Genomic DNA, 23,126 nt, shown 5'->3' on the forward strand with positions numbered 1-23,126 from the left:
TTGATGACGACCGGCGGCACCGTCCGGGTCGGCCGGTCCGACATCACGTTGCGAACCCTCCTGGGTTGATGACGACCACCAGGTAGCCGGACAGGCGCAGGCCCAGGGCCAGGTTGCGAACCCTCCTGGGTTGATGACGACCCTGAGATCCACTGTGAGGTCGCGCCACACACGGGGTTGCGAACCCTCCTGGGTTGATGACGACCACCGGAGGGGCCACAGCGGGGCGCCGATCTCACGACGTTGCGAACCCTCCTGGGTTGATGACGACCCCGACGGTAAAACCGCAGGTCAGAGCATTGATGATTGGCCGCTTCGCGAGCTGTTTTGCAGCGGTCCGGCGGTAGTGCATCTGTGCAGGTCAGAAGGGTTCAGAGGATGTCTCCTGGGCCGCCGAGGTCGACACCGAGTGTGGTGGATTCGATCATGTCGGGGGAGCGGGTCGTGTAGGCGACGATGCTGTCGTATTCCGGGTCGATGGTGGTGTTCAGGGCTGCCATGAGGGCGCGGTACTGAGCTGTGGTGAGTTCGCCCTGGAAAACGCTGCGCTGGGTCCAGTGGAGGTATTTTCGGCAGGTTTTGAGGACTTTCGGGTTGCGTTCGACGGCGGTGTCGTAGACGAGGATCACGAAGATGGCTGGTCACCACCAGGGGCGGAAGGGCTTGTACGGCTTGTCTTCGAGGCACATGCGGACGATTTTGAGGGCTTCGAGGTGGATGAGTTCCTCGTAGCTGACTTTGCGTTTGAGCGTGCGGTGGTGGACGGTCGTGGCGAGTTCATCCTTGACGAGCGCGGCGACTTTCTTGCGGCCGTCCTTGCTGAGGGAGGCTCTGGCGACGTCGGTTTCGAAGTCGGTCGGCTTCAGCTTTTTCTGGCTCGCGGCGCGCTTGAGGAGCCGTTCCGCGAAGAGGGGCTTGAAGGGCTCGGCCAGGTCGAGTGCGAGGGTGTTGCGGCGTCGGTCGGTGTCGGAGTGGAGGAAGCCGATGGCCGGGTGGAGCGGGGTGGTGCGCAGGGCGGTGAGTACGCGGGCGTAGACGAGGGTGTTGAGGTAGCTGATGAAGGCGTTGCCCGCGTTGGTGGGAGGTCGGCGGGTGCGGCCGTTGAGCCGTAGCCAGGCGGGGAGTTGGGTGTCGAGGACGGCCCATGCGGTGCGGCGGAAGTTGCCTTCCTGGCCCATGACCGCGTCGCTGTCCTTGCAGTCGGGCAGTGCGGCGCGCAGGGACGACAGGGCGGAGTCGAGGAGGTCGGTGTCCATCGCCCAGCGCAGGTTCTGGGCGGTGGCGAGGACGAGTGAGCGGCCGACGGCGACTCTTCGGTCCGGGTCGGCGGTGATCTCCACCTGGCGGCGGATGACGCTGGCCGATGACATGGATTCCGAGGGACTGAAGTGTCCGGCGTGGTTGCCGTAGTGGTCGAGGACGTGGAGGGCCACGCCGTTGCGGCTCAGCAGGGACAGGGCTGAGGTGTTGATGTCGACGTGGTCGAAGGCCACGAAATCGCGGATGTCGGTGATGGGGATGCGGACCGGGCTGCCGTCGGGGCGTTCGATGCGGACGCTGTTGTCCTCGCGCCGGATGCGGCACGGTTCGGTGAGCCAGTAGGTACGGCCGACGGCGGGCATCAGTCTCCCCAGCAGTAGTCGAGGTAGGAGCAGCCGCGGCAGTTGCCGCGTGTGAGACGGGCCGGCGCTTCGGGGGCCGCGATGACGCCGCGGGCTTGGACTTCGGAGTCCTCCGCCTCGGCACGGGCGGTCGCGTCCCAGGGGACGTCGGTGGTGCGGCGGATAAGCGGGTAGTGGATGGTGCCGCCCCGGACGGTGATGCCCCGGCGTTCCAGCAGCAGGCAGTAGTGGCGGACCTGGGCAGCGTGGGCTGGCGAGGGGACGCGGGAGGACTTGGTCTCGTGTACGACCGCGCCCGTGGTCACCCAGTCGATCTTTGCTTCGCCGAGGTCGATGTCGCGTCGGCGGGTGAAGGTGGTGTCGTCGATGACTTCCCCGAAGGCGACGAGGTCACTGCGCTGTTCGGGCCGGTAACCGCGGCTGTACAGCCACAACTGGCGCGGGCAGTGATGCAGGTACTTGATGTGCACGCCGCCCAGCGGGGCGTTGCCGTCTTCTTCCGGCCCGTGGTCGGCGGCGTCGGTTGTTCGTGAGCTCACAGGATGGTCTCCGGCTCCTGCGGGGCTTCCAGCCCGAGGGTTTCGTCGTACTCCCCGTCGATCACATGGACTCCCAGGCCCCGGTCGTACTCAGCGTTGTAGGTCTTCAGCTGGCCGTACCGAAGCGGGATGAGCAGGCCGGCCGCGCGGAGGAGGTGGCCTTCCCGGCCGGTGGTGAGCTCCCGGTACTCCTCAATGTCGTCGCGATGCAGGACTTCGACGCTGTCGAATTGCTCGCTGAGCTTCTGGGCGAACTCGGAGCGGTCGTGGAACGGATCGGTGAAGGTGAGGAAGACATCCCTGAACGCGTCGCGGGCTCGGCGGGTCCTCTCCAGCCACCCCCTGCCCCAGTCGGTGTCGTACGCGAGGGCGAGGAGCCGGTCGATGTCCTGTTCGCTGAGCGTTTCGGTGCCGTCCGCTGTGAGGGTGGCCAGCGCATCCCAGGAGGCGGCGACGGCTTCTGGTTCGTAGGGACGGGTGCCGTCCGTACGGTGGACCCGGAACTCGGCAGGGCCGTCGGGGTGGAGACCGCGCCGGTTGACCCGGCCTGCGCGCTGGGCCACTGCCTCGACCGGGGCGTTTTCCACGGCTCCGCGGTCGAAATCGAGTTGCAGGGAGACTTCGACGGTCTGCGTGGCCACGGTGAGCCCGCCCCGCCGAGCCCGGTCGTCCGCGTGGCGTTCGGGGTGCCGTTTCAGGAGGTTCCGTTCGATCGCGTTCCGGTCGCGGTTTTTGAAACGGGAGTGCAGCAGCAGGGCGCTGTGCGGGTCGTCGAGGCAGGAGTCGCGGGCGTCGTCGTGCAGATCCTTGAACAACTGCTGAGCGCCGACGACCGTGTTGACGACGGCCAGGACGCTGTGACCTTCGCTCAGCCAGCCGCGCAGCCGTTCGACACTTGCGGCGGAGGTGAGGGGGATGTCGTCCAGCACGAGACGGTGGCGGACCGGGCTGGTGCCCTGGGGCGCGCGATGACAGGTCACCGGCCGGTTGAGGCTCTCCTTGATGATCTCGGTCATGGGCGGGGCGAGGGTGGCGGAGAGGACGGCGACCCGGCTGCCGAGCCGCTCCCACAGCCCCATGGCCGCGCAGAGACGGCCGAAGGTCTCCGGTTCGTAGGCGTGGAGCTCGTCCAGGACGAAGACGGAGTTGGTCTGTTCGAGAAGGACGGAGGAGTACACCGGTCCCGCGACGGCGCCGCGCAGAAGTTGGTGGGGGGTGGCGACGCGCAGACGTTGGGCGAACAGGCGCATGGCGCCGGCTCGTGCACGGGCCTGGCGTGCCATCGCGGCCGTCGGCTCGGCGTACCGGCGCTCGTTGGAGGTCGCGCTGTTGTCGGCTGCGTCGCTGTCGTACCTACCGCCGGCCGGTGCGTGGTCGACCGGTGGACAGTCGTCCTCAATTGCTTCGCTGAGAAGGGTGTGTGCGACGGCGCCGTGAAGGAGGCCGATGTCCGGCACTGTCTCTTCCGCCGCGGGGACGAGATCGTTTTGCAGTCGGCGGCGTGCCGCGTTGAGGGAGGCGCGGTACGGCAGCGTCCATACGACACGGGGCAGGCCCGGCATCGCTGCCGTTTGTCGGGCGGCCCAGGACAGTCCTGCTTCCGTCTTGCCGCTGCCCGTGGGGGCGATCAGGACGAGATGGCCGTCGGTGTCGGCTGCCTGGCGTTGGTGTGGGTAGGGCGTGTGGGGGAGCCGCTCGAAGTAATCGGCGGGCAGCGGCATATGGGTCTGCAGGCGCTCGTGCGCCGACCCGGCGTGGTCGGCGAGTGTCAGCGCGCCTTGGGCGAGGACAGCGAGCAGCCCGCGGTCGGCTTTGACGGGCCCCCGCCAGGTATCCAGCAGATGTTCGAGAGCCAGACGGGCCCGCTCGGCGAGGGTGGGGCCGCCAGCGGTGATGGGCGGCGGGTCCATGCCCAGGGCGCCGGAGAACCAGGCGACCAGTTCCCTGTGCAGTCCGAGCTGGACCTGCACCTGTATTCCTCCCGCGTGCGGGGTGTGGGTGAAGGCTTCGTCCCACCGGGTCTGGCTGTTGTACGTCTGCGACAGGCTGGGCTTGCCTCCGGCGGCGCCCGACGCCGAGGTGTGCAGAGCGCGGTGGTGGGTCGCGACGAGCGTGGCGACCATGAACCGGTCCTCGTCGTTCCATCCCGCTGCCGTGGCGAGGAGATCGACGTACGCGAGGGACAGCACTTCGTGGCGCTGGCCCCACAGTTTCCCGCCGGGACGAAGCTGCTGCTGGAAGCCTTCGGCGACTTTGCCGGCGTCGTGCAGGAGCGCGGCCCTACGGACGCGGGCCCAGAAGGCGGGTTCGGTGGCGAGGACGCCTGCGTTCGCGAGGCGTTCCTCGATCTGGGAGACGGTGTCGTGGACGGTGCGGGAATGGGTCGTCAGACGCTCGGGATCGTCGGCCGGGGCGGACTTGGCCCGTACGTCCGGCAGGACGCGCCGGGGAGTTCTCGGGGTTACGGGCTGAGCAGCCACACCGCCTGCCCTTTCTCGTCCCGATAGGCGTTCCGGACGGGTTGGCGGCCGGTTGGGGCGTCGCACCACAGAAAGTCCTCCCACGCCGTGGTGAGACGGTCGGTGGAGACACTGGCCGCCATACGGTGCAGCGTCGCGCTGGGTACGTCGTGGCCGCCGGCCGGTGCCAGAGCGTGGTCCACCACCGCCTTCTCGGCGGGGCGCAGTGTGCTGGGCCGCACGCGCAGGGGATGGACGATGTCCTGTGAGCGTCCCAGGCGCAGGGGCCAGCGGGGACGGCGCAGTGCTCGGGCGATGCGATCGCCGTCGGCTCCGGGCAGCCATACGCTCAGATGGACATGCGCGAGGAAGGAGCGGTCTCGGATCGTCATGCCGCCCTTACCGGCGCGTACACGTCCCGAGACAGCCGGGTTGGAGCCGTCCGCGGCGATCGGGTGGTACGTCTCGGCATCCACACCGTTCCCCTCGGACCAGGCGGCCATCCCCAGGGCCACGGACTCCGAGGGCTCTCCGGTGGCCGCCGCCAGCAGTCCTCGCACGGTGGAGGGCGGCGGCAGCGGCAGACCATGGCTGAGGCCGGGGAAGAGGGGATCACGGAAAGATGCGACGGGGGCCCAGAAGTCCGCCCGCCACGCCGTCTGCGGCTCATGCGGCACGGAGATCACCGCTTGGGGTCGTCGAACCAGCCGTCGAGTCGGCCTTCGCGCAACTCGGCGGCCAGACCTCGCAGGACAGTCCGGGGATGGTCGATGACCACCGTCCCATCCCCGATCTCCTGGGCGCACTCCTTCTCGAAGTCCTCACGCAGATCGTCCCGGAACCCGGGGCGCCAGCCGATCCGCACCGGGGCCTCCCACTCGCCGTCCCATGCCGCCAACTCTTCGCGCAGCACCTTGCCCCGGACGCGCAGGCCGGTGCCTTCCTGGCCGTCGACACAGTGCGCCAGCGGATTGATGCCGCCCTTGAACGGCACCAGCACGATCAGGGCGGGCACGCGGTCCCCGTAGTGGAGGGCCTGCTTGGCCCCGCCGCTCAGGTGAGCCAGCGCCTCCAGCAGCATCGCTGCCCGGGACCGGCGTTCCTCGATGGGCAGCCGTACGGCGGGCTGGTCCCGGAACGTGGTGGCGGATGCCCCGGCCGCCGCGGCGTCCGCCACGGCGAGGGCCTGTTCCTGGGTGAGGTAGTTCGGCCTGCCCACACCATTGTCGCCGGGGAGGGTGAACGTACCGATCCTCGGCACATCCAGCAGGAACGGGGCCGCCAGATCAGCGGTGTAGAACTCGTGCCCGTGCAGCACGGGCTCGGTGACCCCGCGCGACATGACACCGAAGTCCTCTGTCGGATATGCGGGCTCGACCGACATCAGCGTGCCCAACATGAACGGGCTGTCGCGCAGGGTAGTGGCCGCGTCGTCCTTCTTCGCTCCGGCCCGCATGTAACCGAACAGGTCGTCGTCGGCGTACCGCACCGGATCCGCCTCGGTGTTGGCCTTCTGCGCCTTGTTCTGTGCCTTGCCAACCCGGGTGACCGGGGAGGGCACGGCACCCAGCTCGACCATGCCGTCACGCGTCCAGCGCCGGACGGCCTGCGCGGAGATATAGGGATAGTGCCGACCACGGATACGGGCGTATTTCACCCTCGACTTGGTCTCCTCCGCCTTGCCGTTGTTCGGCGCGCCCGCCTCAATCGCGAGCACCATTTTTCCCGCCAGATAGGCCATCAGGCCGCTCCCCTGTCCTCGTCCTCGTCGCTCTCGTCGTCGGCGTCAGCGAGCACCGGTTGTTCGAGCAGACGCTCCGTGCGGGCCTGTTCGTCCGCGTCCACGGCCTTCTCGTTCACGGCCACGCCGCGCTCCTGGAGAAGTTGCAGCACGCTGGCGGCCAGCAGCATGCGCTGCTCCCAGGCACGGGGGCGCTGCTGGATCAGTGGTCTCCAGTCCTCCGGACCAGCTGCCACCGGTCGGCCGTCGAGCGTCAGTCGGAAGTGCGCCTGCATGAGCAGGGTGCCGAGCTTGTAGTCGCTCAACGCGACGTTCCGGTACTCCGCCAGCCGGCCCCGCGGGCTGCCGCTACCGTGCTCGATCCAGTCGACGACCACGGTCGCCACCGGCGTCAGGTCCGGATTCATGCCCAGAATCTCCTTGGCGTAGGTGAAGGCGAGCCCGGTGAGGGCGCGTCGGCCCTCTCCGGTCCAGGAACCGTCGGGCGCGTCCAACAGGTAGTGGAGTTGCGCGAGCAGCGACCGGCTGCGGCCGTCCTCGGCCTCGAACAGCAGTCGCGCCGACTCGGCGGAACCGCTGGCAGTCACATGGCCCTGCTTGTCCCGCCGGGTGAGGGCAAGCTCCAGCAGCCGCCAGCCCCGGCGCAGTTCCGCGTTGCCCTCGACCGTCGCCAGGAATACGGGTACGGCGCGACGCGTCCGGGTCACCCGGAGCCAGGGTTCCTGGTTGTCGTTCTTGAAGCTCCACAGCGTGGCGGCGGCAGGCAGACCGGCTCTCAGAGAACGCAGGGCACGGACAGCGATCAGCTCGGGCCGGGCGCCAGCCCGCAAGCCGGTGAATCCGAGATGCATGACCCGTCGGGCCCGCAGCACATTGCGTGCCGCAAACTCCCGTTCCACCGCGTCCACTTCGCAGGAGAGGACCGTCGCCGATCCGGCAGTGACCCAGGCGCCGTACGGCAGGGCCCATGCCGCGATACGGCAACCTCGGCAGACCGGCCAGCCCGGAACGCCAGGTGGCAGCGTGTTGAGTGCCTTGTTGGTGTCGAACATCGGCAGAGACGACTTCGTCCACACCGCCGCGGCGGCCGTTCCGCAGAATGTGCAGGGCCGCGTAGGCGCGTCTGGGGCGTCGGGTACGAACATCTCGGTGATCCCCGGCAGTAGCACCGCCTGGTCGCGGGAACGCTTGCTGTGCGTCGCCTTGGAGTTCGGATACAGCGCGAAGAGGACCTTCCACCAGTCGTACGCGGCGGTGTCCTTCGCGGCCATAGCGGCAGCCGAAATGTCATCCACCAGACGGGAGGCAACCAAATCGAGATCGGCCTCGGTGACGTCCTGCGGGATCGCGCGCTCGGCCAGCACCGCGATCGCCCACGCCCCCGCGCGCTGGAGCGGATGGCTCGTCGCCGCCAGCGGTCCCGGGGCCGTGGTGAGCGTGCTCACCGGATCCACCCGAACCCCTGCGCCGTGTCGAGCCCCAGGCCCCAGGAGCGCAGAGCCTCCACGAACCGGGCGTCGGCCTCCATGGCCACCCGGACATCCGCCCCGATCCTCGGCGCTCCCCGCACGGTGAACCGGCGCCGGGGCCCGGCCTCCAGCACCCGTAACCCGTGCGGGGCCGGAAGGCCCAGAACGTCGGCCTTGTGCGTCAGGTTGTGCTGAAGCCGTTCGACGTAATGGTCGTCGCCCGGAAGGAGATAACGGCTCTCGTGCTTGACCACTACGGGAGTGGCCGTCCTCAACTCCACCGGGCCGTCCGACGCGGGGGCGCCCACATCGACGGTGAAGCCGCGCACGGCCAGACGAGCCGACCCCCACACGATCTCGGTACGCGAAGCGAGCGACGCCACCAGCACCGCCGCGATCTCCGGAACCGGAGACCCGAACCACACCGACCCATCGCGCGACGTCGTGTACACGCCCTTCTTCTTCGGGGCCCCCTTGAACTGCGGACTCGTCAGCCCGAACGGCTTGAGCGGCTGCCCCTTCCACCCCTCGTCATGCAACGACTGGGCCAAGGCGGCGTCCTGGCTCCCCAGAAGCTCGTACATCACGGCACGCGCCGGCCCGTGCACGTCCTCCCACCGCAAGCTCGGCACGTCCGCTCCGACGTCCACTCTGACCCGCATCACACCCCCAACATCTTTGACAGCAGTGGCTGTTGTCGCATCACGAACCGAACGACCGTGGCTTGGTCAGACCCTAGCCGAGCGAAGGAAGGAAAGTCGCAATCGGTTATAAATTCCACCAAAGGCTTGATTTCTATGCTAGGGACGCTATTCCGGTCCGAGCAGCGCTGAAGCTGTCTGCTGTGAGGCCGAACCCGTAAACTAACGGGCACCACTGACAACCACCCCGCGGCAGCCATAGCCGCATGTCACTCAACGCTCTGACCTGCACTGATGCATCACCGCCGGATCGCTGCAAAATCCGCCCCGAGACGCCGCCGCAAGACGGCTCTGACCAGTGGTTTTACCCTCGGGTCGTCATCAGCCCTGGAGGGCTCGCAACCCGAAACCGACGACAGTGACCTCGGTCGCGCCGACGGTCGTCATCAGCCCTGGAGGGCTCGCAACACGTCCGGGGGCGCCCCCCGTGCGGCCTTGGCGAGGTCGTCATCAGCCCTGGAGGGCTCGCAACTTGGGTAAGTCGGCCTCGATGCGGATGGCGCCCGCCTGTCGTCATCAGCCCTGGAGGGCTCGCAACACGACGCCCGGAGCGCTCGGTGGGAAGCGGCTGCCCGTCGTCATCAGCCCTGGAGGGCTCGCAACCCGGATCCGTCCTCGTCATCGCCAGCCTCGGCTTGTCGTCATCAGCCCTGGAGGGCTCGCAACTGGAACCCGGCGTGGAGCAGGGTGGCCATGGCCCGGTCGTCATCAGCCCTGGAGGGCTCGCAACAAATGTGTATGCAGGATGCGCAGCGGCTTGTTGACGCCCCGGTCGTCATCAGCCCTGGAGGGCTCGCAACCGGCGCCCGCCTGTGGTCCGGGCAGATCGCCCACGGTCGTCATCAGCCCTGGAGGGCTCGCAACCAAGACCGGAGACATGAAGGACGGCTACGCATGAGCAGTCGTCATCAGCCCTGGAGGGCTCGCAACGGCGTGGCGGAGTACAGCGCCGATGGCCGCGCGGCGGGTCGTCATCAGCCCTGGAGGGCTCGCAACATGAAGGCGTCATCGGGCGGGGCGGAGTCGTCTGCCAGTCGTCATCAGCCCTGGAGGGTTCGCAACCCGGGCGCGATCCACCGGTCGTGAAAGACGGACCGGTCGTCATCAGCCCCTGGAGGGCTCGCAACGCGTAGTGCCGGGCGGCGTCGGGGTCGGGTCGGGCGGTCGTCATCAGCCCTGGAGGGCTCGTAACGCGTTGCCGGGCGGGATGCAGGGCGGGGCTGGCGGGTCCTCTTCAGCCCTGGAGGGCTCGCAACCGGATGGTTGTCATCCGCTCGGTGATGTGCGGTATGGCGCCAGGGCGAGATCCGGGGCCTCGGGACAGACTGTTGGGCAGTACTGGTGCCAGGTACAGGTATGTCAGATGACCGGTGGCGGCCGGTTGCCTCAGATGGTGCCTGGCCGCTTCGAATGCGGCGACGCCGCCCCTTCCTCGGCGAGGCAGTGAACGAGGCTCCCTCCCGCTGTGCTGACGGCCTGCATCATCGTGGAGAGCACTGACTCCGGCAGGGTCCCCTGACCGAGGCCGCCGTCGCGGACTATCGCTTCCAGCTCACGGCGTGACTGTTCGCCGGCCGCCAGGACGGGATGGCGGAGGATCTCGCGCGCGGCATAGGCGTCGCCTGCCTGCGTGGTGTCGCTGACGATCGCGTTGTGCAGGGGTGGCTCTGGGCTTCGCAGCCTTCTGGCGCCAGGTCGATCGCCGCCAGGACCAGCCTCACCCGGAACATGCGCAGGTGCGGCGGGGTCGGCTCCAGGGCATCCCGTACGGCGCGCGTCACAGCGGTGAACGCTTCTGCCGTGGCACGTCCCGCGAGATGGTCGGCGTAGTGGCGGAGGATCTGTGCGACGGCTTCTTCCCACGGTTCGGTGATCGTGGCCTTCTCGATCAGGGAGTTTGCTGTGTCCGGGTCGGCCGTGTGCAGGCGTGCCATGGCGTGTGCTTGCCTGCTGTCGTGCAGCCGCTCAGGGGTCTGGCCATAGGCTGTCGCGTGTTCTGCCGCTTGGGGCCATTGGCCGGTGGCGACAAGGAGCCGGGTGCCGTCTTCGAGCAGGAGGGTGTGTAGCCAGGGGCGTATGTGGTCGAGGGTCGCGTCGGTGGTGAATCCCGTGAGGTCGATGGGGTGGCCGTGGACGGTCACTGTGCCGCCGTCGTGTACGGCGCGGTGCACGCTCATCAGCTGCTGATAGGCAGCACGCGGGTCCCCCGCTCGGGCGGTCAGGCGCATGAGGTTGACGATCGGCTGGAGGCAGGCGATGGCGCTGTCTCCGGTGAGGGGCCATGCCGGCCGGAAGAGGCGGAGCTGACGCAGGCACAGGTCTGTCGCCAGGTCGGTCAGGCCGCGATCGGAGGCGATCAGCGCGGACAGGTTCCAGGTGGCGCACGCGAGATTGATCCGGTCGAGGAGGGGCCCGTCCTGTGCCGACATCTCCGCACAGGTGTGTACCTCTTCGACCCGGGCGGCGAAGCTGGGGTAGACGAGGTGGGACCGGCTGACCAGCGGGAACCGCTTGACGAACCGGTGGAGTTTTGCCTGCGGGTGTGGCGCGGTCACGGCATCGGCCTTTCCGTGGAGTCGGCGGGGTGCAGGATCGCGGTACGTGCCGCGTGAGCGAGAACGCTCTGAGCGCGGGCGTCCAGGCCGATCCGGTTCCAGTGGAAGATCACGTGGTAGGAGATGACCTCGCGCAGGCCGCGTTCGAGGGTTCCGTCCCGGGCGGCTGTGCCGAGGTCTCTTCCCGCGTGCCGGAACGCGTGGACCCAGTCGGCGGCGGGCTTGAGCGTGCGGTCCGACTGGAGCATGGGGCCGGTGGAGCTGGTGTCGGCGAGGAGCAGTTGCCGCAGGCTCCCGGCCATGGCGTGGACTTTGGCCGTCGGGACGTCTGGGGGCAGGGGCCGTTCCTTGGCGACGCGGTGCCAGACGTCGCCTTGCTCGTACCACTCCAGGCCGGCCGCGCGCATCAGGGTGGCGCACAGCAGTAGTGACAGCTCCCGGCGGCCCAGCTCGCCATGGCCTGTGGTGAGGACGGCGCGGCTGTCGGCGTGGAACAGGGTGTGGGCGATGGTCATGCTGGTGTCGCCGCCGAAGGCCGCGGTTTCGGGTTCGTAGATGCCGGGCCACCAGCGGTGGACTCGACCGCCGGCGGTGAGTTCGTCCAGCGTGTCGGCCAGTGCCGAGGGGAGCTGAGCCCCGGGCGTGGGGAGTAGTCGCATCCGCCAGCACGGGTGCTTCCGTATGAACCACCAGCCCGTGATCATCCTGTCCTGTTGGGTTAGGTCCAGGACGGGGGCGATGTGGTCGGCGGCGGTCTGCTCGGCCTTGTCCCAGTCGGCGAACTGAACGTACAGCTGACGCCACGCCGGGAGCCCCGCCTGCTGGGCGAGCGCGCGCTGTCCGGCCTGCCGGTAGACAGCGACGGCGGCCTCCAGGCCGGCGGGTTCGAGTCCGGCGTGAGCTGCGGCGTTGTTCGTGCCGGCACCGGCCAGGACCTCCAGCACGGCGTGCAAGGTCGCTTCCACGCGGGCGGGTTGGTTCAGTCGATCAGCAGACATGCGTCCCATCCCGAGATCGGCGCAGCGTCGTGCGCTGCGGTGGTCAGGGCGAGGGCGGTGCCCGCGTCGCCTTCCAGGAGGCCGGGATCGGGGCCGGGGTGGGCGTGCCGGGTCAGGGCGGCGGCGATGCCGGGCAGGGCAGCGCGTAAGGCGGGGGTGACAGCATCTTGGGCGGTGCGCCAGGCGGTCTGGTAAACGCCGGCCCAGCCGTGGCACAGGCTCGTGTCGGCGATCGTGGACAGTTGGCCGGGGTCGGTCAGGCAGCGGGCCATGGCGTCCTCGTACAGGTGCTGTCGCGCGGTGTCGTGGCGGGCGATGGAGGCGAGTTGTCCGGCGCGGGCGATGCTGGGGGTTCCGTAACACCAGCTGGGGCGGGCCGGGCCGGTCTGTCCGGGGGTGCCCGCGTGGAGGTCGCCGAGGTGAAGGTGTTCGGGCCACCAGGGTCCGCCGGGGCCGTCCTGCCGCCACGCGTCGAGCCAGCCGAGAATGGTGTCGATGGCGCCATGGTGGCCGTCGACGGTCAGGCCCTGCCGCAGGGCACGGGCGAGCAGCAGCAACGGGCCTGTGATGCCGTGAGCCGCACCCAGGTTGGCGTGCCCGCCGGGGAACTGCCGGGACTGGGCGAGGTTCGGGTCATGGCCGACCCACCAGCCGGGCAACTCCCCCTGATCGCTGTCTCGGATGGGCCGGGTCAGCGCCACGAGATAGGAGAGGACACGTTCGATCGCGTTTCCGGTTGGGGCGCGGCGCAGGAGGTAGGCGCCGATGCCGGTCATTCCGTAGAAGACGTCATACTCGTGGAAGGTGGGCCGGTGTCCGCTGCGCAGACGGCTGTCGGCGGCATCGGCGCGGCGGTGAGTGAGATCGGTGATGTGCCGGTCCATGGTGGCCGCGGTGTCGTGGTAGCGGGCCGAGTCGGCGGTGACGGCACAGCTGAGCATGAACGCGACGGCGGGCGCGCCCAGGTAGAGGCCGCTGGTGTCTGCGGCGCTGACGTCGGTGGCGACGGCGCTCTTGATCCAGGTGTGTGCCTGCTGCCAGGTGCCGTTCCCGGTGCGGGCTCGTTCGATGTGGAGCAGGGCGGTACCGGCTGCGCCGACGGCCAGGGACTGCGCGGCCCAGGGCTGGTCGTCGGGCGGGGGTGCGGGGGTGGTCAGGCGCCGGGCGAAGGAATCGGCCGGGCTGGTTGTGGTGGTCACGGTCGGCTCTCCCGGTGGCGCAGGGCACAGGCTCGGACGAGCCGGCCAGTGAGGCGTTCGTGGTCGGGGTCGACGGGCAGCGCGCGGATGTAGTGCTGGTGGAGAAGGGACATCAGCACGGTGTGTGGGTCGCGCTGCCGGGCCAGCTGATCGCGGTACATGTGCAGGGCGGAGGCGCGGTCCTGCCAGGCGGCGGCCACGTCCGGGCCGCCGGGGGTGGACCGCAGTGCCGCCCCGTCGGGGTGGGCCAGGGCGAGGGTCTGACGCAGCAGGGCCCGGTCGAGTGGGCCGTGCTCGCGGGGCAGGTGGCGGGTCAGCCAGTCGGCCGCCTGGTCCGCGTCGCCGGTGAACCGTGTCGCCAGGTCGTACATGCTCGCGGCGGTGAGAGCGTGGCCGGTGTGGCTGTCGCCGGACGTGAGGCGTATCTGCGCCAAGCAGGCGGCCGAGTCGGCAGCAAATACCGCGTGGGCCGCATCGAGGGCGGGGCCGTGACCGTAGCGGCCGGTCTGCGGCCGGTAGGTGGCCAGCTCCAGGCGGGAGGCCAGGCGCTGGTCGTGCAGAGCGTCGGCCCAGTCGTGGAGGATGGCGGAGACCGCGCCGTAGTCGTCCGGAGTCGGCAGGTGTAGGTACAGCGCCAGATGCTGGTCGGAGTCGGGCCGTGTGGTGTCGCGGTGACGGCGGAACCACCACCGTGGCGGGTCGGTGAACTCGGCGAGCAGGCTTGGCAGGTGTCCGGTCAGGATCTCGCCGAAACGCTGCGGGTGAGCCTGGAGTTGAGCGTGCAGGATCGACGCCCGTCCCGGCATCAGAGCCCTGGTGGTTGCGGCCGGTGCTGTGAGCGCGGGTGGCTCGGAGCGGAGGCCCGCGGTGTTCGCCAGCTTCAGGGGGATCAGCAGTTCGTGCGGGCGGCCGATCCAGGCGCGGTCCTCCGGGCCGGGGGTTTCGCGCAGCTCGATACGGCGGGTGCTGTCGAGCCGGGCCCGCAGCACCGCCCGATGCAAATGCTGAGACAGGTCGATGGGCAGCTGCTGGTCGTACTCGACCAGGGCCACGCGGTCGGGCACACGGAACCTGTCCCGCCAGCGGTGCAGGGCGGTCTCCCAGTCGGGCATCGAGACAGTGCGGCCGGGCAGGTCCTCGGCGGCCAGCAGCCAACGTGCGGGCGCGAGTACGGTCCGCTTGTACCGCACGCGCGGCAAGTACGGCAGGCGCGCGGCGGCGCCGAAGTTGAACGCCTTGTACACGGCGCAGCGACTGATGGTGATCTCCGCCAGGAACCGGGCGAGGGGCGGTGTGTGCACCGAGGCTTCCAGCGCGTGCGGGACACGGGGCTCGATACGGCGGCCGGTGGACATCTGCACGAGGTAGAACTGCCGGGCGTCCGCGGTCACTGCCAGGTCGGTCAGCGGGATGACACCTGGGCCGGGCGCGGGGTGCTCCCCCAACGGGATGACGTGCGGGAGCAGCCGCATGGTGCGGGTGACGTTCTCGTTGCGGCGGCGGCGCGGAGGGAACGACAGCTGAGCGGGGATCGCTCCGGGGCTGGCGGTCGCGTAGCTGGACGCAAGAGCGGACTGCGCCTCGGGCGGAAGCAGATGGGCGAAGCGCCCGAGCATGCTGCTGCCCGGACGAGGCGCCCCGGTGATCAGCAGCCGGTAGTCGGAGTGCTGGACGGCGTCCAGCGACGCGGCGTGGATCTCCACCGCGACCTCCGCCCGCGGAACCGGGAGGAAGAGTTCGGTGTCGCCGGCCGCGAGTTCGGAGACCATCGCCTTGGTGAGGACGATCTCGGGGCTGTCGTCGAGCATGGCCTGCTGGAGCAGGGTGAGGATGGTCTCGTCCCGTTCGACCAGTTGGCGTGGGGCGCGAGTGCGATCCGCACCGAGGTAGTCGGCGGGGAAGCCGAGACCGCTGTCGGCCACCAGGTCCAGGACGGGCACCATCGCCCCGGCCCCGTATCGCGCGCGGAACCGCTGGTGGTAGTCCCGCCACTGCGGATAGCCGTACGGGTGCGGCGTCAGCCGGTACATGACGGTGGCGGCTTCGGCAGCTTCGCACACCAGATGCTCAGGGATCTGAACGTCGCCGTCCAGGACGGTGTCCACCAGCAGCGGCACGCGGGCGGTGGCACTCACGTCCTGCATGCTCTGAGTCAGCCGGGCGCCGGGTGCCCACGGGGCCACGGTGTCCGGGCGGTTCACGCCGTCCCGGATCGACGCGAGCCGGGACGCCAGGTCTGCGATGTCGCGAATGCTGGCCGCGTCTGCCTTCACCAGCTGATCGCACACGTAGTTGAGCGTGTCGGTGCACGTCATCGGCGGCCAAAGGCTGCTGATCAGGATGTGCTTGGACAGAAGGCCGGCGAGGAGGCTGGAGAGCTGCTCCGGGCGGGCGGCCGGGAACAGCTCGGCCAGGCCGCGCAGCAGGGCGCTGTACGGGACGGGCGTTGCGGCTGCGGTGAGGGCAGCGGCCACGGGCCGGGTACGGCGGATGGACAACTCGACCGGGGCCAGCAGCTTGGTGTGCGCGTCGGACGGCAGACCGGGCACGACGTGCCGGTTGCCGCGCCGCTGGCCCGCGTTGTTGGCGACGACGTCCAGCCGGGCAAGCAGTCCGGGGGACTGTTCGAGGCGGGTGATGACGTCGGTGAGCCAGTCGGCGTCTGCGCGGAGCACGGTCCGCTGTTTGTCGCTCCACACCACACGCGTGGCCCGGCCGGCCTGCGCGGGGGCGACCCCGGCGAACACACCGAATGGTGTGGCCCGGTGGCTCCAGCGCAACAGGTACGAGGCCAGCGACAGGACGGCTCGGCGTACACGCCGGGAGTCGGTGTGTTTGCCGTCCAGGATCGCGGCGACCTGCTGGAACAGGATGGGGCTGGCAGCGGCCAGCGCTTCGGGCACCTGGTCGCGCCACACCGTGGCCAGCCATGCCCGGCCCTGCGTGGCCGCGTCGTCGCCGTACATGTCCAGGTCGGGCAGGGGTATCGCACCGGCAGCGGTGGAGGCACGTAGCAGTGCGCCGTGCTGCCACTCGTAGCCGATGGGTGATCCGTGTGCCACAGGTTTCTCCTCCTCCTATGGGACGCGCATACGGGTGTCGTCGGGGGGGGGGGGGGCGGGGGGGGGGGGCGCCCCCCGGGGGGGGGGCGCCGGGCGGGGCCCGCCGGGGTGGGGCTTGGGGGCGCGGGGGGGGCCGGGCCCCCCCCGGCCCCCCCGGCCCCCCCGGGGGGGCCCGGGGGGCCCCCCCCCCCCGCCCCCCCCCCCCCCCGACGATGGAAGGACCCGTCAGGAAGGGTCCTCGATGAAGGAGTTGCAGGAGCTGGCGCCGTTGGCGCAGGTGTTGCCGCAGCCGTCGCTCGTGGAGCACATGAGCTTGCGGTCCGGGTGCTCGGCGATGACGACGCGCACGTCCAGCTGGAAGTCGTCGTCGAGCAGATCCGCAACCGGCGGCTCGGCCAGCATGGCAGTGGTCATGCGATCACTCTCCCTTTCTCGATGGGGTGGTGCATGAAGTCCTGGCCCGGCACCGCGTACTACGCGGCCGACCAGGAGACCGAGATCCGGCTGTGCTTCTTGTCGATGACCTGATCGCCGGGAATCTGGTCATCAGGGGTACCGGCCGGGTAGATGGCGACGCGCGGGCCGGGTCCCCCGCGGTGCTCCTTGCCCCAGGCGCGAATGAGATCGGCGATTTCGCCGGCGAACGAGGCGCCATCAGGGCCGAAGGCGTGGACGCCGTACTCGACGTTCTTGTCGTCCGGGGTCCGGCGCACCAGTACGTAGGCGAAGTTCGGGCCACGGACCGCGGCCATGGAAAAGCCCTTGTTGCTGGGCTCGACCACGGCGGTGTCCGAGTCTTGGTCGACGGACATGATGCAGAACCCGGGCGCCATGGTCGCCAGGTACATCTGGAGCGTGCCGATGAGTTCGGTGCGGCCCACGGTCACACCGGTCCACGTCTCAGCGCGCGGGGTGCGCAGCACACCCTCCAGCGAGGAGGGGTCCACGGTAGGCCCGTCATCGAACCGAAGACTGACCCCGTCGCCCAAGGGCAGCCGCTGCTCGTCGTGGGCGCCCTCGCCCTGCATGGGGACAAAGCCGCACACGTGAGCGCTGGAGCTGACCAGACGGTCGCCCTCGCGGACAAAGCCGTACGTGCGCGTCAGGCTCCGGATACGCAGCGGGACGACGAGCCGGCCGCCTTCGGTCAGCTGCTCGCGCCAGGCGGGCGGGACATCCCAGGCCCCGACGGTCACCACGATGGCGTCGTACGGCGCGTACTCGGGAACGCCGTCTGAAGCGTCAGCCGTCAGGACGCGGACGCGGGAGTAGCCGGTCTCGGCGAGGAAGCGCGTGGCGCGGGCGTCGGCGTCGGCGTCGATGTCGACCGTGGTGACCTGACCCGTGTCACCCACCAGCTCAGCGATGTACGCGGCGTTGGGCCCGTTCGTGCCGAACTCCACGACGTTGTCGCCAGGGCGGATGTCGGCTTGTTCCAGCTGCATCGCCTGGACCTGCGGAGCGGAAACCGAGCTGGTGTGATGGCCGTGCTCGTCCTCCTGGGTGATCACGGCGTTGTAGGTGCTGTACGCGTCGTCGAGCGACGCCTCCGGTACGGCCAGGTGCCGGGGCACCTTTCGCATGGCGGCCTCGACGCCGGGCGACACGATCGTGCCGTCCTCCTTGAGTTGGTCGACGGTCTTGTTGCGGAGCTTGGTGGCCTCGTCGGGATTCACGGTCGCATCGGTCACAGAGGGGGTTCCTTACGTGGTGTCTCGGACAACTGCGCGGGCTGATAGGCGTCCTGGCCTGGCGGTCGGCTGCGACGCTAACCAGGTCGCAGTCTCTGGGGGACGGGTACGCGCCGCCGGAAGGGCCTCCGGAGTTCGGCTGAAACACAGTTCCGTGGCTGGCCACGGGTGTTCTTCCTCCTCCTTTCGTTCGGGCGGTCGGGCAAAGTCGAGAAGTGGGATTCCAGGAGCTAGCGTCTCCTTAGGGGGAAATTCGAGGCTGTTGTTCGAGATGCTCGAATTTACGCAAGAGGACGGGGCCCAGATTGTACGTGCGCCCGCTTTTCAGGTCGTAATGCTCGGCCATGGACTCGATCAGGTCCAAGGAGTCAGGCGGCGACAGTGAACTCGCCGCAATTAGGCTGTATGCAAATTCGTATTGCGCCACTGTTTCTGGATCGTCAAACAACTGGCCAGACGCGAAGCATTTCAGATAGGCAAGTGTCGGTGCATCCGAGAAGGTCATCAGTTTCAGTGCGCCTTCAATTGCCGGGTGTCCGCCGGCCGCAAATGGCAGTACCTGTGCGATGATTCTGCGCCGGCGCATCAGCGTGGCGATGTGGCGCAGTGCTTCGGCCATCACTGCAGGGCCGCCGATCATCCGCCGTAGGGCAGCCTCGTCAAGTACGGTCCACACTGCGGGCCCTGTTGCGTCTTGGAGCATCTTTGCGCGTTCGAGCACTGGAGTAAGCAGGTCTTTGATCGCGTCCTCGGCTGCTGTTGGGAGGCCGGAATGGAGGACCGCTTGCGCGTACGCCTTTGTTCGCAATATTCCCGGGATGACCTGTGGGGCATACTCGTGGATACGTTTTGCGTTCTGTTCGGCCTTGGCTGCTTCAATGCTTTGGTCGGGTTGTCGTAATTTCTTCAGCGCGTCACAGTTTCGGAAGAAAAACCCTCCGGTGTCGAAGAGGTCGTCAAGCCTGGGCGCGATTTCGGGCCGGATCCTGCGCGTGCCCGCCTCCAGCATTCCGATGAACGCGCCGGTCACAAAAAGCTGATGCCCGACCTCTCCCTGTGACATTCCTTCCTTTTCGCGGTGGTATTTGAGTTCTGCGCCGAGTAAGGCATGGACTGACGGTGACGTGTCCAGCGGCTTTGGGTGCATGGGAATCCTAGGAGAGTCAGTAGAGGCGTCTTGTCCGCTGCAATCAGTCCTGCGGTGGACGAGACATCTGCTGTCCTTACAGGCCCTTCAGGGCTTGCTGTTCGTATCGGACGATCGCCTCGTCGGAATAGCCGAGGTGTTTCCAACGGGTCACGGCGTCACCGCGGGGAAAGTCGTCTCCCCAGATGACCGTTCGGCGCGCGCTGTGAGCGCTTCCGGTCCCGCGCAAACGTACGGAGGGGAATCCCTGCCTGCCGGCCAGCGCCGACAGCGTCGCCTCCGCCTCGGCATCGTTCGCGACGGTGAGAGATCCCGCCCGGCGGGAGCCGCCAACCGGCACGGCGAGCCGGTACCGCGTCTTGCCGTCCGTCTCACCTACGGGCACGGCGAACGCCGAGTCCAGGAGCGTGGGGTCGGCAAGCCTTTCACGCATCGACGCGCGGTCAGTCTCCAGTGTGTGCTTCATGAATCCCCCTGTCTGAGGTCAGTTCCGGTGGGGCCGGACGAGTGGCCATGTGGTCAACCGGGCCGACGTGGGACGCATCACCGCGTCCGCCCGAGGTTGTGGGCCGCTCGGCGCGACAGGATGTCTGGGTGGGGTTGCCGCCGGGGGAGCGCATCACTTGTCGTCTCCCATCAGGTCGAGGAGAGCGAGGATGGCGAGAGCGAACCGACGGAGGTGAGGTACGGCCTGGCCCGGTTCCGGACGCTCGTCGTGCAGAGCAAGCAGGAGACGCAGTTCCTCGGCGGGATACGTCGCGACACGGTGCGGTGCGACCTGCATGAGCTGGGTCGTTGCCCTGCGGAACCTGTCGCTGATCCGCGCGGCTTCCTCATCACTCAGCACATGGGCGGAGTGCTGCCGCGTCCGGTGCGGCAGGGGAAGACGGAGACGGGGTAAGAGGCTGTTTACCGTGCGGCCGGGGGCCGCTGGGGCGGGGCCGGCCTGCTCGCAGAGGACCTCGTTCAGGATGTCGTAGAGGTCGTCGCTGATCCCGTCGTCTGCGAGCGAGCGGGTCAGGGCGTCAACGAGCCTGCGCATTGTCGTCTCTTGGGTGGAGACGGGCCCGCAGACCACGGGGGTGATGTCCGCGAGGGTGACCATCACGGCTTCCTTTCGGGGACGCGGAATGTGCACCACGTCGTCATGCCGTCGTCGCTGACGCCCCAGTCCTGCGCGAAGACGGCGACGAGGAACAGGCCGCGGCCCGTCTCGTCCACGGCGTCCGCGCAGCGCAGTGCCGCCCGGGTCGGGTTGCCATCGGTGACCTCGATGCGCAGCTCGTCGAGGGTGCGCAGCACTCGCAGCTCGACGTCTCCCCGGCCGTGCCGGATGGCGTTGGTGACCAGCTCGGAGACGGCGAGCACGATGTTCTCGGCCTCGGGATCGGGGACCTTCCACAGCCGCAGGTGGGCCCCGGTGATACGGCGCATGCGGGCAACGCGGGTCTTGTCCGGGGGGAACGCCACCGCGAAGCCGTCGGAGGTCTGGGACAGCAGTTCTGCTGCGACCGTTGCGACGGGTGTGGTGGGGGTCATTGGGAGCCTCCCAGGTGGGCACTGCGGCGTGCGGCGTGGGTGTGTCGCGCGGCACGCCTCGTCTCCCAGTCCTGCAACGTGTCAGGGAGAGGCACTGCCTCGTGTGCGTGCGCCCCCACCGACATGTCTGTGCGCAATGGCTTGGGCCCGCTGTCCTTGGGGGTTGACCTCTCGCCTGGCGCGCAGGCATCGGCCGCGATGCTGTCTGTGCTGCCCCGGCTGTGAGGGGCCGCCTTTCGGAGCGTGGTCATGTGCCCATCGGACCGCGTGACGATGTTGCCCAACAGGGGAATCGTGAGGGGGAAAATATCTGTCAAGGGGGAAACTGCAGTGCGGAATTAAGGACATGATTGGATTCCGTCCACTGACAAGGGCACACTCATGACAGCAGATCCGTTCGCCGAACTGCTCCTCCGACTCCGCAAGGAAGCGGGACGAACCCAGGAACAGCAGGCAGCCGCGATCAACGCTGTGTCCGGCCGACACACCGTGACCCGCCGAGAGATCAACCGTTACGAGCATTCTGAGAACATCCCGACAAACCACACGCTTGCGCATATCGCCGTGGCCTGCGGTGTCCCATTCGAGGAGCTACAGAAGGAAGCCAAGGCAGCTCGTGCCAGGCGGAGGAAGGAGGACCAGGACGACGTGAAGCGCCGCACGCTACTTGGGGGCGCCGCTGTTGGAGCGGCTGCCGCTGCCGAACCGTGGGGGCGACTTGCCTTCGCGCTCGGCAAGGGATCCACGATCGACTCGGCCTCTGCGGCGGCGCTCGTTGATCGAGCCGCCGAACTGCACCTAAGCGAGCTGGACCTTAGCGGTCGCCGACTGCAAAGCGTGGTCGAATCACACCTGGACGCGATCACTGCCGCTCTGACTCATGCCGGCGAGTACGAGCGGGCTCTCACGATCGCCGCCGGTGAGACCGCTGCCCTTGCCGGATGGGTGGCCTGGGATCTGGGGGAGCACCAAAAGGCTGGTGCCTACTACAAGGTCACATCAGAGTGTGCAGAGGCCGCCGGGCACCCGCCATTGAGGGGGCTGGCCTTGACCTACGCCAGCTATGGCGCCGCCACGCCGAAGAAGGCATTGGAACTGCTGTCCCAGGCGGCTCAGGACGTTCGAGGCCATGGCAACGCAACCGCTGCTGCCTGGGTCCACGGCAGGCAGGCCGAGGAGGCGGCTCAGACCGGAGATGAGACGGGCGCGATGCGTGCGTTGGAGCGTGCCCGCTTTGCCTATGACTTCGCGGATCACGTCAATGAACAAGCGTGGGTCCGGTTCGTGACCCCGTACCGGATGGACTCGCTGGCGCTCTCGGTGTATGGGCACTTGCGGCGCAAGGAATTGACCACCACCGCGGACAGCGCGGTAGCACGTCTAGGGGAGGCTCTACCGGATTCCGGCGTTGTCGTTCTGGGTGATCTGGCCTCGGCGCTGCTTCGCGGAGGTGACGTTGACCGGGGGGTCTACGTCTCACATGCGTTTGCGGCTGCGGCACGGGCCAAGCCCAACACCATGGGTAAAGAGCGAGCCCGGGCAGTCGCGGCCCGGCTTCCCCGTAGGGAACGGGAACTCTCCTACCACCTAGAGCAATTCGCGTCCTGAGTCCTCACTCCGCCACCGGCAGCGGACGAGTACTCGGGACGCGAACGCCGATGCGCGCGGGGGCGGGGAGTTACGCCGCAGTCGTCTCCTCGACAACCCAAGACAGGTACGCCTCGGACCCTCCGGTCACGGGAAGAGTGATCCACTCCGGAACTTCGTAAGTGTGCTGTTCCGCTACCCACGCCGCGAGGTCCGGGAGTCGGTCGGTCGTGGTCTTGTACGAGATTCGCCACTCCTGCGCGGTCTCGATGGCACCCTTCCACCTGTAGACGGCTGTGAACGGCGCATCGATGTGAGCGCACGCCGCCAACTGCTTCTCAACAGCCCCCCGTGCCAGCGCCTTCGCCCGGCCCTCGTCGTCAATGGTCGTTTGCGCAATCACAATCTCGCTAGTGGCCATGCAACTACCTCTCCTCTCGGCGTAACACGACTCTACCCAGCGGACTTACCTACATCTGAAGGAATCGAGCTGGAGGCGCTCCTTCGCCGCGACTCCAAGATCACTGCTCGGGCTCACCCTCCGGATGCTCCGCCAGGACGCCGTTACGGTCGGGATGCCACCGGACGCTCGCGTCGTCCGAGAAGAAGACGTGCGGCCGGTTGTTGTCGACCACATGCGCCGGCCAACGCTGCGACATGAAGACGAACGTCCGACGGGCCCTATGCGGTGAGCGGGCGCGATTTGGCGCCCCTGGCTGGGAAGGTCCCGCTCTGACTCGTCGTAAACCTCGCTTGCCACGTAGGCGCCGCCGAAGCGCACCAGAACGTTGCTCAGCGGTGTGTCACTCGCGTTCTC

The 23,126-nt window shown here is 68.5% G+C and carries 21 protein-coding genes and 2 CRISPR repeat arrays (1 of these 23 cut by a window edge); of the genes, 1 reads left to right on the plus strand and 20 read right to left on the minus strand.

Annotated features, from left to right (window positions below):
• Positions 1-271: a CRISPR direct-repeat array (repeat unit 29 nt; unit sequence GTTGCGAACCCTCCTGGGTTGATGACGAC) (it extends 410 nt beyond the left edge of the window).
• A 100-nt stretch (positions 272-371) separates the two neighbouring features.
• From cas2 to ACFYYH_RS07835, 18 genes are all read right to left on the minus strand, one after another.
• Entirely contained in the window at positions 372-629 is a 258-nt protein-coding gene (gene cas2 / locus ACFYYH_RS07750) for a CRISPR-associated endonuclease Cas2 (protein WP_245703093.1), read from the minus strand.
• Positions 630-641: 12 nt separating this feature from the next.
• Entirely contained in the window at positions 642-1,622 is a 981-nt protein-coding gene (gene cas1b, locus ACFYYH_RS07755) for a type I-B CRISPR-associated endonuclease Cas1b (RefSeq protein WP_388547339.1), read from the minus strand.
• Positions 1,622-2,161 carry a CRISPR-associated protein Cas4 gene (locus ACFYYH_RS07760; RefSeq protein WP_388547341.1) on the minus strand — a complete coding sequence of 180 codons (540 nt, stop codon included), beginning with the start codon at positions 2,159-2,161 and terminating at the stop codon, positions 1,622-1,624. Before ACFYYH_RS07760 ends, cas1b begins: the two co-directional genes overlap by 1 nt.
• Positions 2,158-4,641, minus strand: a complete 2,484-nt coding sequence (gene cas3 / locus ACFYYH_RS07765; RefSeq protein ID WP_388547344.1) for a CRISPR-associated helicase Cas3' — start codon at positions 4,639-4,641, stop codon at positions 2,158-2,160. The genes ACFYYH_RS07760 and cas3 overlap by 4 nt, the downstream gene beginning before the upstream one ends.
• Positions 4,623-5,297, minus strand: coding sequence for a CRISPR-associated protein Cas5 (cas5, locus tag ACFYYH_RS07770; RefSeq protein WP_388547345.1), 675 nt, complete (start codon positions 5,295-5,297; stop codon positions 4,623-4,625). Before cas5 ends, cas3 begins: the two co-directional genes overlap by 19 nt.
• Positions 5,298-5,302: 5 nt before the next feature.
• The gene (cas7i, locus tag ACFYYH_RS07775; RefSeq protein WP_388547347.1) at positions 5,303-6,361 is read right to left on the minus strand and encodes a type I-B CRISPR-associated protein Cas7/Cst2/DevR; all 1,059 of its coding nucleotides are present in this window, start codon (positions 6,359-6,361) and stop codon (positions 5,303-5,305) included.
• Complete coding sequence (locus ACFYYH_RS07780; RefSeq protein ID WP_388547349.1) at positions 6,361-7,806, minus strand: hypothetical protein; 1,446 nt, start codon at positions 7,804-7,806, stop codon at positions 6,361-6,363. Before ACFYYH_RS07780 ends, cas7i begins: the two co-directional genes overlap by 1 nt.
• Positions 7,803-8,462: a CRISPR-associated endoribonuclease Cas6 gene (gene cas6 / locus ACFYYH_RS07785; RefSeq protein WP_388547352.1), complete on the minus strand. Its 660-nt coding sequence runs from the start codon at positions 8,460-8,462 to the stop codon at positions 7,803-7,805. The genes ACFYYH_RS07780 and cas6 overlap by 4 nt, the downstream gene beginning before the upstream one ends.
• Positions 8,463-8,845: 383 nt before the next feature.
• A CRISPR array of direct repeats spans positions 8,846-9,787; the repeat unit is 29 nt; unit sequence GTCGTCATCAGCCCTGGAGGGCTCGCAAC.
• A 282-nt stretch (positions 9,788-10,069) separates the two neighbouring features.
• The gene (locus ACFYYH_RS07790; protein WP_388547355.1) at positions 10,070-11,086 is read right to left on the minus strand and encodes a hypothetical protein; all 1,017 of its coding nucleotides are present in this window, start codon (positions 11,084-11,086) and stop codon (positions 10,070-10,072) included.
• The gene (locus ACFYYH_RS07795; protein ID WP_388547358.1) at positions 11,083-12,051 is read right to left on the minus strand and encodes a thiopeptide-type bacteriocin biosynthesis protein; all 969 of its coding nucleotides are present in this window, start codon (positions 12,049-12,051) and stop codon (positions 11,083-11,085) included. The genes ACFYYH_RS07790 and ACFYYH_RS07795 overlap by 4 nt, the downstream gene beginning before the upstream one ends.
• Before the next feature lie 14 nt (positions 12,052-12,065).
• The gene (locus ACFYYH_RS07800) at positions 12,066-13,283 is read right to left on the minus strand and encodes a lanthionine synthetase C family protein (protein WP_388547360.1); all 1,218 of its coding nucleotides are present in this window, start codon (positions 13,281-13,283) and stop codon (positions 12,066-12,068) included.
• Entirely contained in the window at positions 13,280-16,345 is a 3,066-nt protein-coding gene (locus tag ACFYYH_RS07805) for a lantibiotic dehydratase (RefSeq protein ID WP_388547363.1), read from the minus strand. Before ACFYYH_RS07805 ends, ACFYYH_RS07800 begins: the two co-directional genes overlap by 4 nt.
• A 225-nt stretch (positions 16,346-16,570) precedes the next feature.
• Complete coding sequence (gene fxlA, locus ACFYYH_RS07810; protein ID WP_388547365.1) at positions 16,571-16,759, minus strand: FxLD family lanthipeptide; 189 nt, start codon at positions 16,757-16,759, stop codon at positions 16,571-16,573.
• A 59-nt stretch (positions 16,760-16,818) separates the two neighbouring features.
• Positions 16,819-18,036: a methyltransferase, FxLD system gene (fxlM, locus tag ACFYYH_RS07815; protein WP_388547368.1), complete on the minus strand. Its 1,218-nt coding sequence runs from the start codon at positions 18,034-18,036 to the stop codon at positions 16,819-16,821.
• A gap of 241 nt (positions 18,037-18,277) precedes the next feature.
• Positions 18,278-19,183 (minus strand): helix-turn-helix transcriptional regulator, encoded by a 906-nt coding sequence (locus tag ACFYYH_RS07820; RefSeq protein WP_388547370.1) that lies wholly within the window; start codon positions 19,181-19,183, stop codon positions 18,278-18,280.
• Positions 19,184-19,259: 76 nt separating this feature from the next.
• Positions 19,260-19,649, minus strand: coding sequence for a DUF6302 family protein (locus ACFYYH_RS07825; protein ID WP_388547372.1), 390 nt, complete (start codon positions 19,647-19,649; stop codon positions 19,260-19,262).
• A 153-nt stretch (positions 19,650-19,802) separates the two neighbouring features.
• Complete coding sequence (locus ACFYYH_RS07830; protein ID WP_388547373.1) at positions 19,803-20,288, minus strand: hypothetical protein; 486 nt, start codon at positions 20,286-20,288, stop codon at positions 19,803-19,805.
• Positions 20,288-20,722, minus strand: coding sequence for an ATP-binding protein (locus tag ACFYYH_RS07835; RefSeq protein ID WP_388547376.1), 435 nt, complete (start codon positions 20,720-20,722; stop codon positions 20,288-20,290). The genes ACFYYH_RS07830 and ACFYYH_RS07835 overlap by 1 nt, the downstream gene beginning before the upstream one ends.
• A gap of 381 nt (positions 20,723-21,103) precedes the next feature.
• Here ACFYYH_RS07835 and ACFYYH_RS07840 point away from each other — a divergent pair, with 381 nt between their 5' ends.
• Positions 21,104-22,330, plus strand: coding sequence for a helix-turn-helix transcriptional regulator (locus ACFYYH_RS07840; RefSeq protein ID WP_388547378.1), 1,227 nt, complete (start codon positions 21,104-21,106; stop codon positions 22,328-22,330).
• Between the two features lie 70 nt (positions 22,331-22,400).
• Here the strand turns inward: ACFYYH_RS07840 and cutA are convergent, their stop codons facing one another.
• On the minus strand, positions 22,401-22,730 hold the full coding sequence (gene cutA, locus ACFYYH_RS07845) for a divalent-cation tolerance protein CutA (protein WP_388547381.1): 330 nt from the start codon (positions 22,728-22,730) through the stop codon (positions 22,401-22,403).
• 100 nt (positions 22,731-22,830) lie between these two features.
• Positions 22,831-22,968, minus strand: a complete 138-nt coding sequence (locus ACFYYH_RS07850; RefSeq protein ID WP_388547383.1) for a hypothetical protein — start codon at positions 22,966-22,968, stop codon at positions 22,831-22,833.
• Positions 22,969-23,126: the final 158 nt, after the last annotated feature.

The sequence above is a fragment of the Streptomyces sp. NPDC002018 genome (genome assembly GCF_042890865.1).
In the GTDB taxonomy this organism is placed as follows: Bacteria; Actinomycetota; Actinomycetes; order Streptomycetales; family Streptomycetaceae; genus Streptomyces.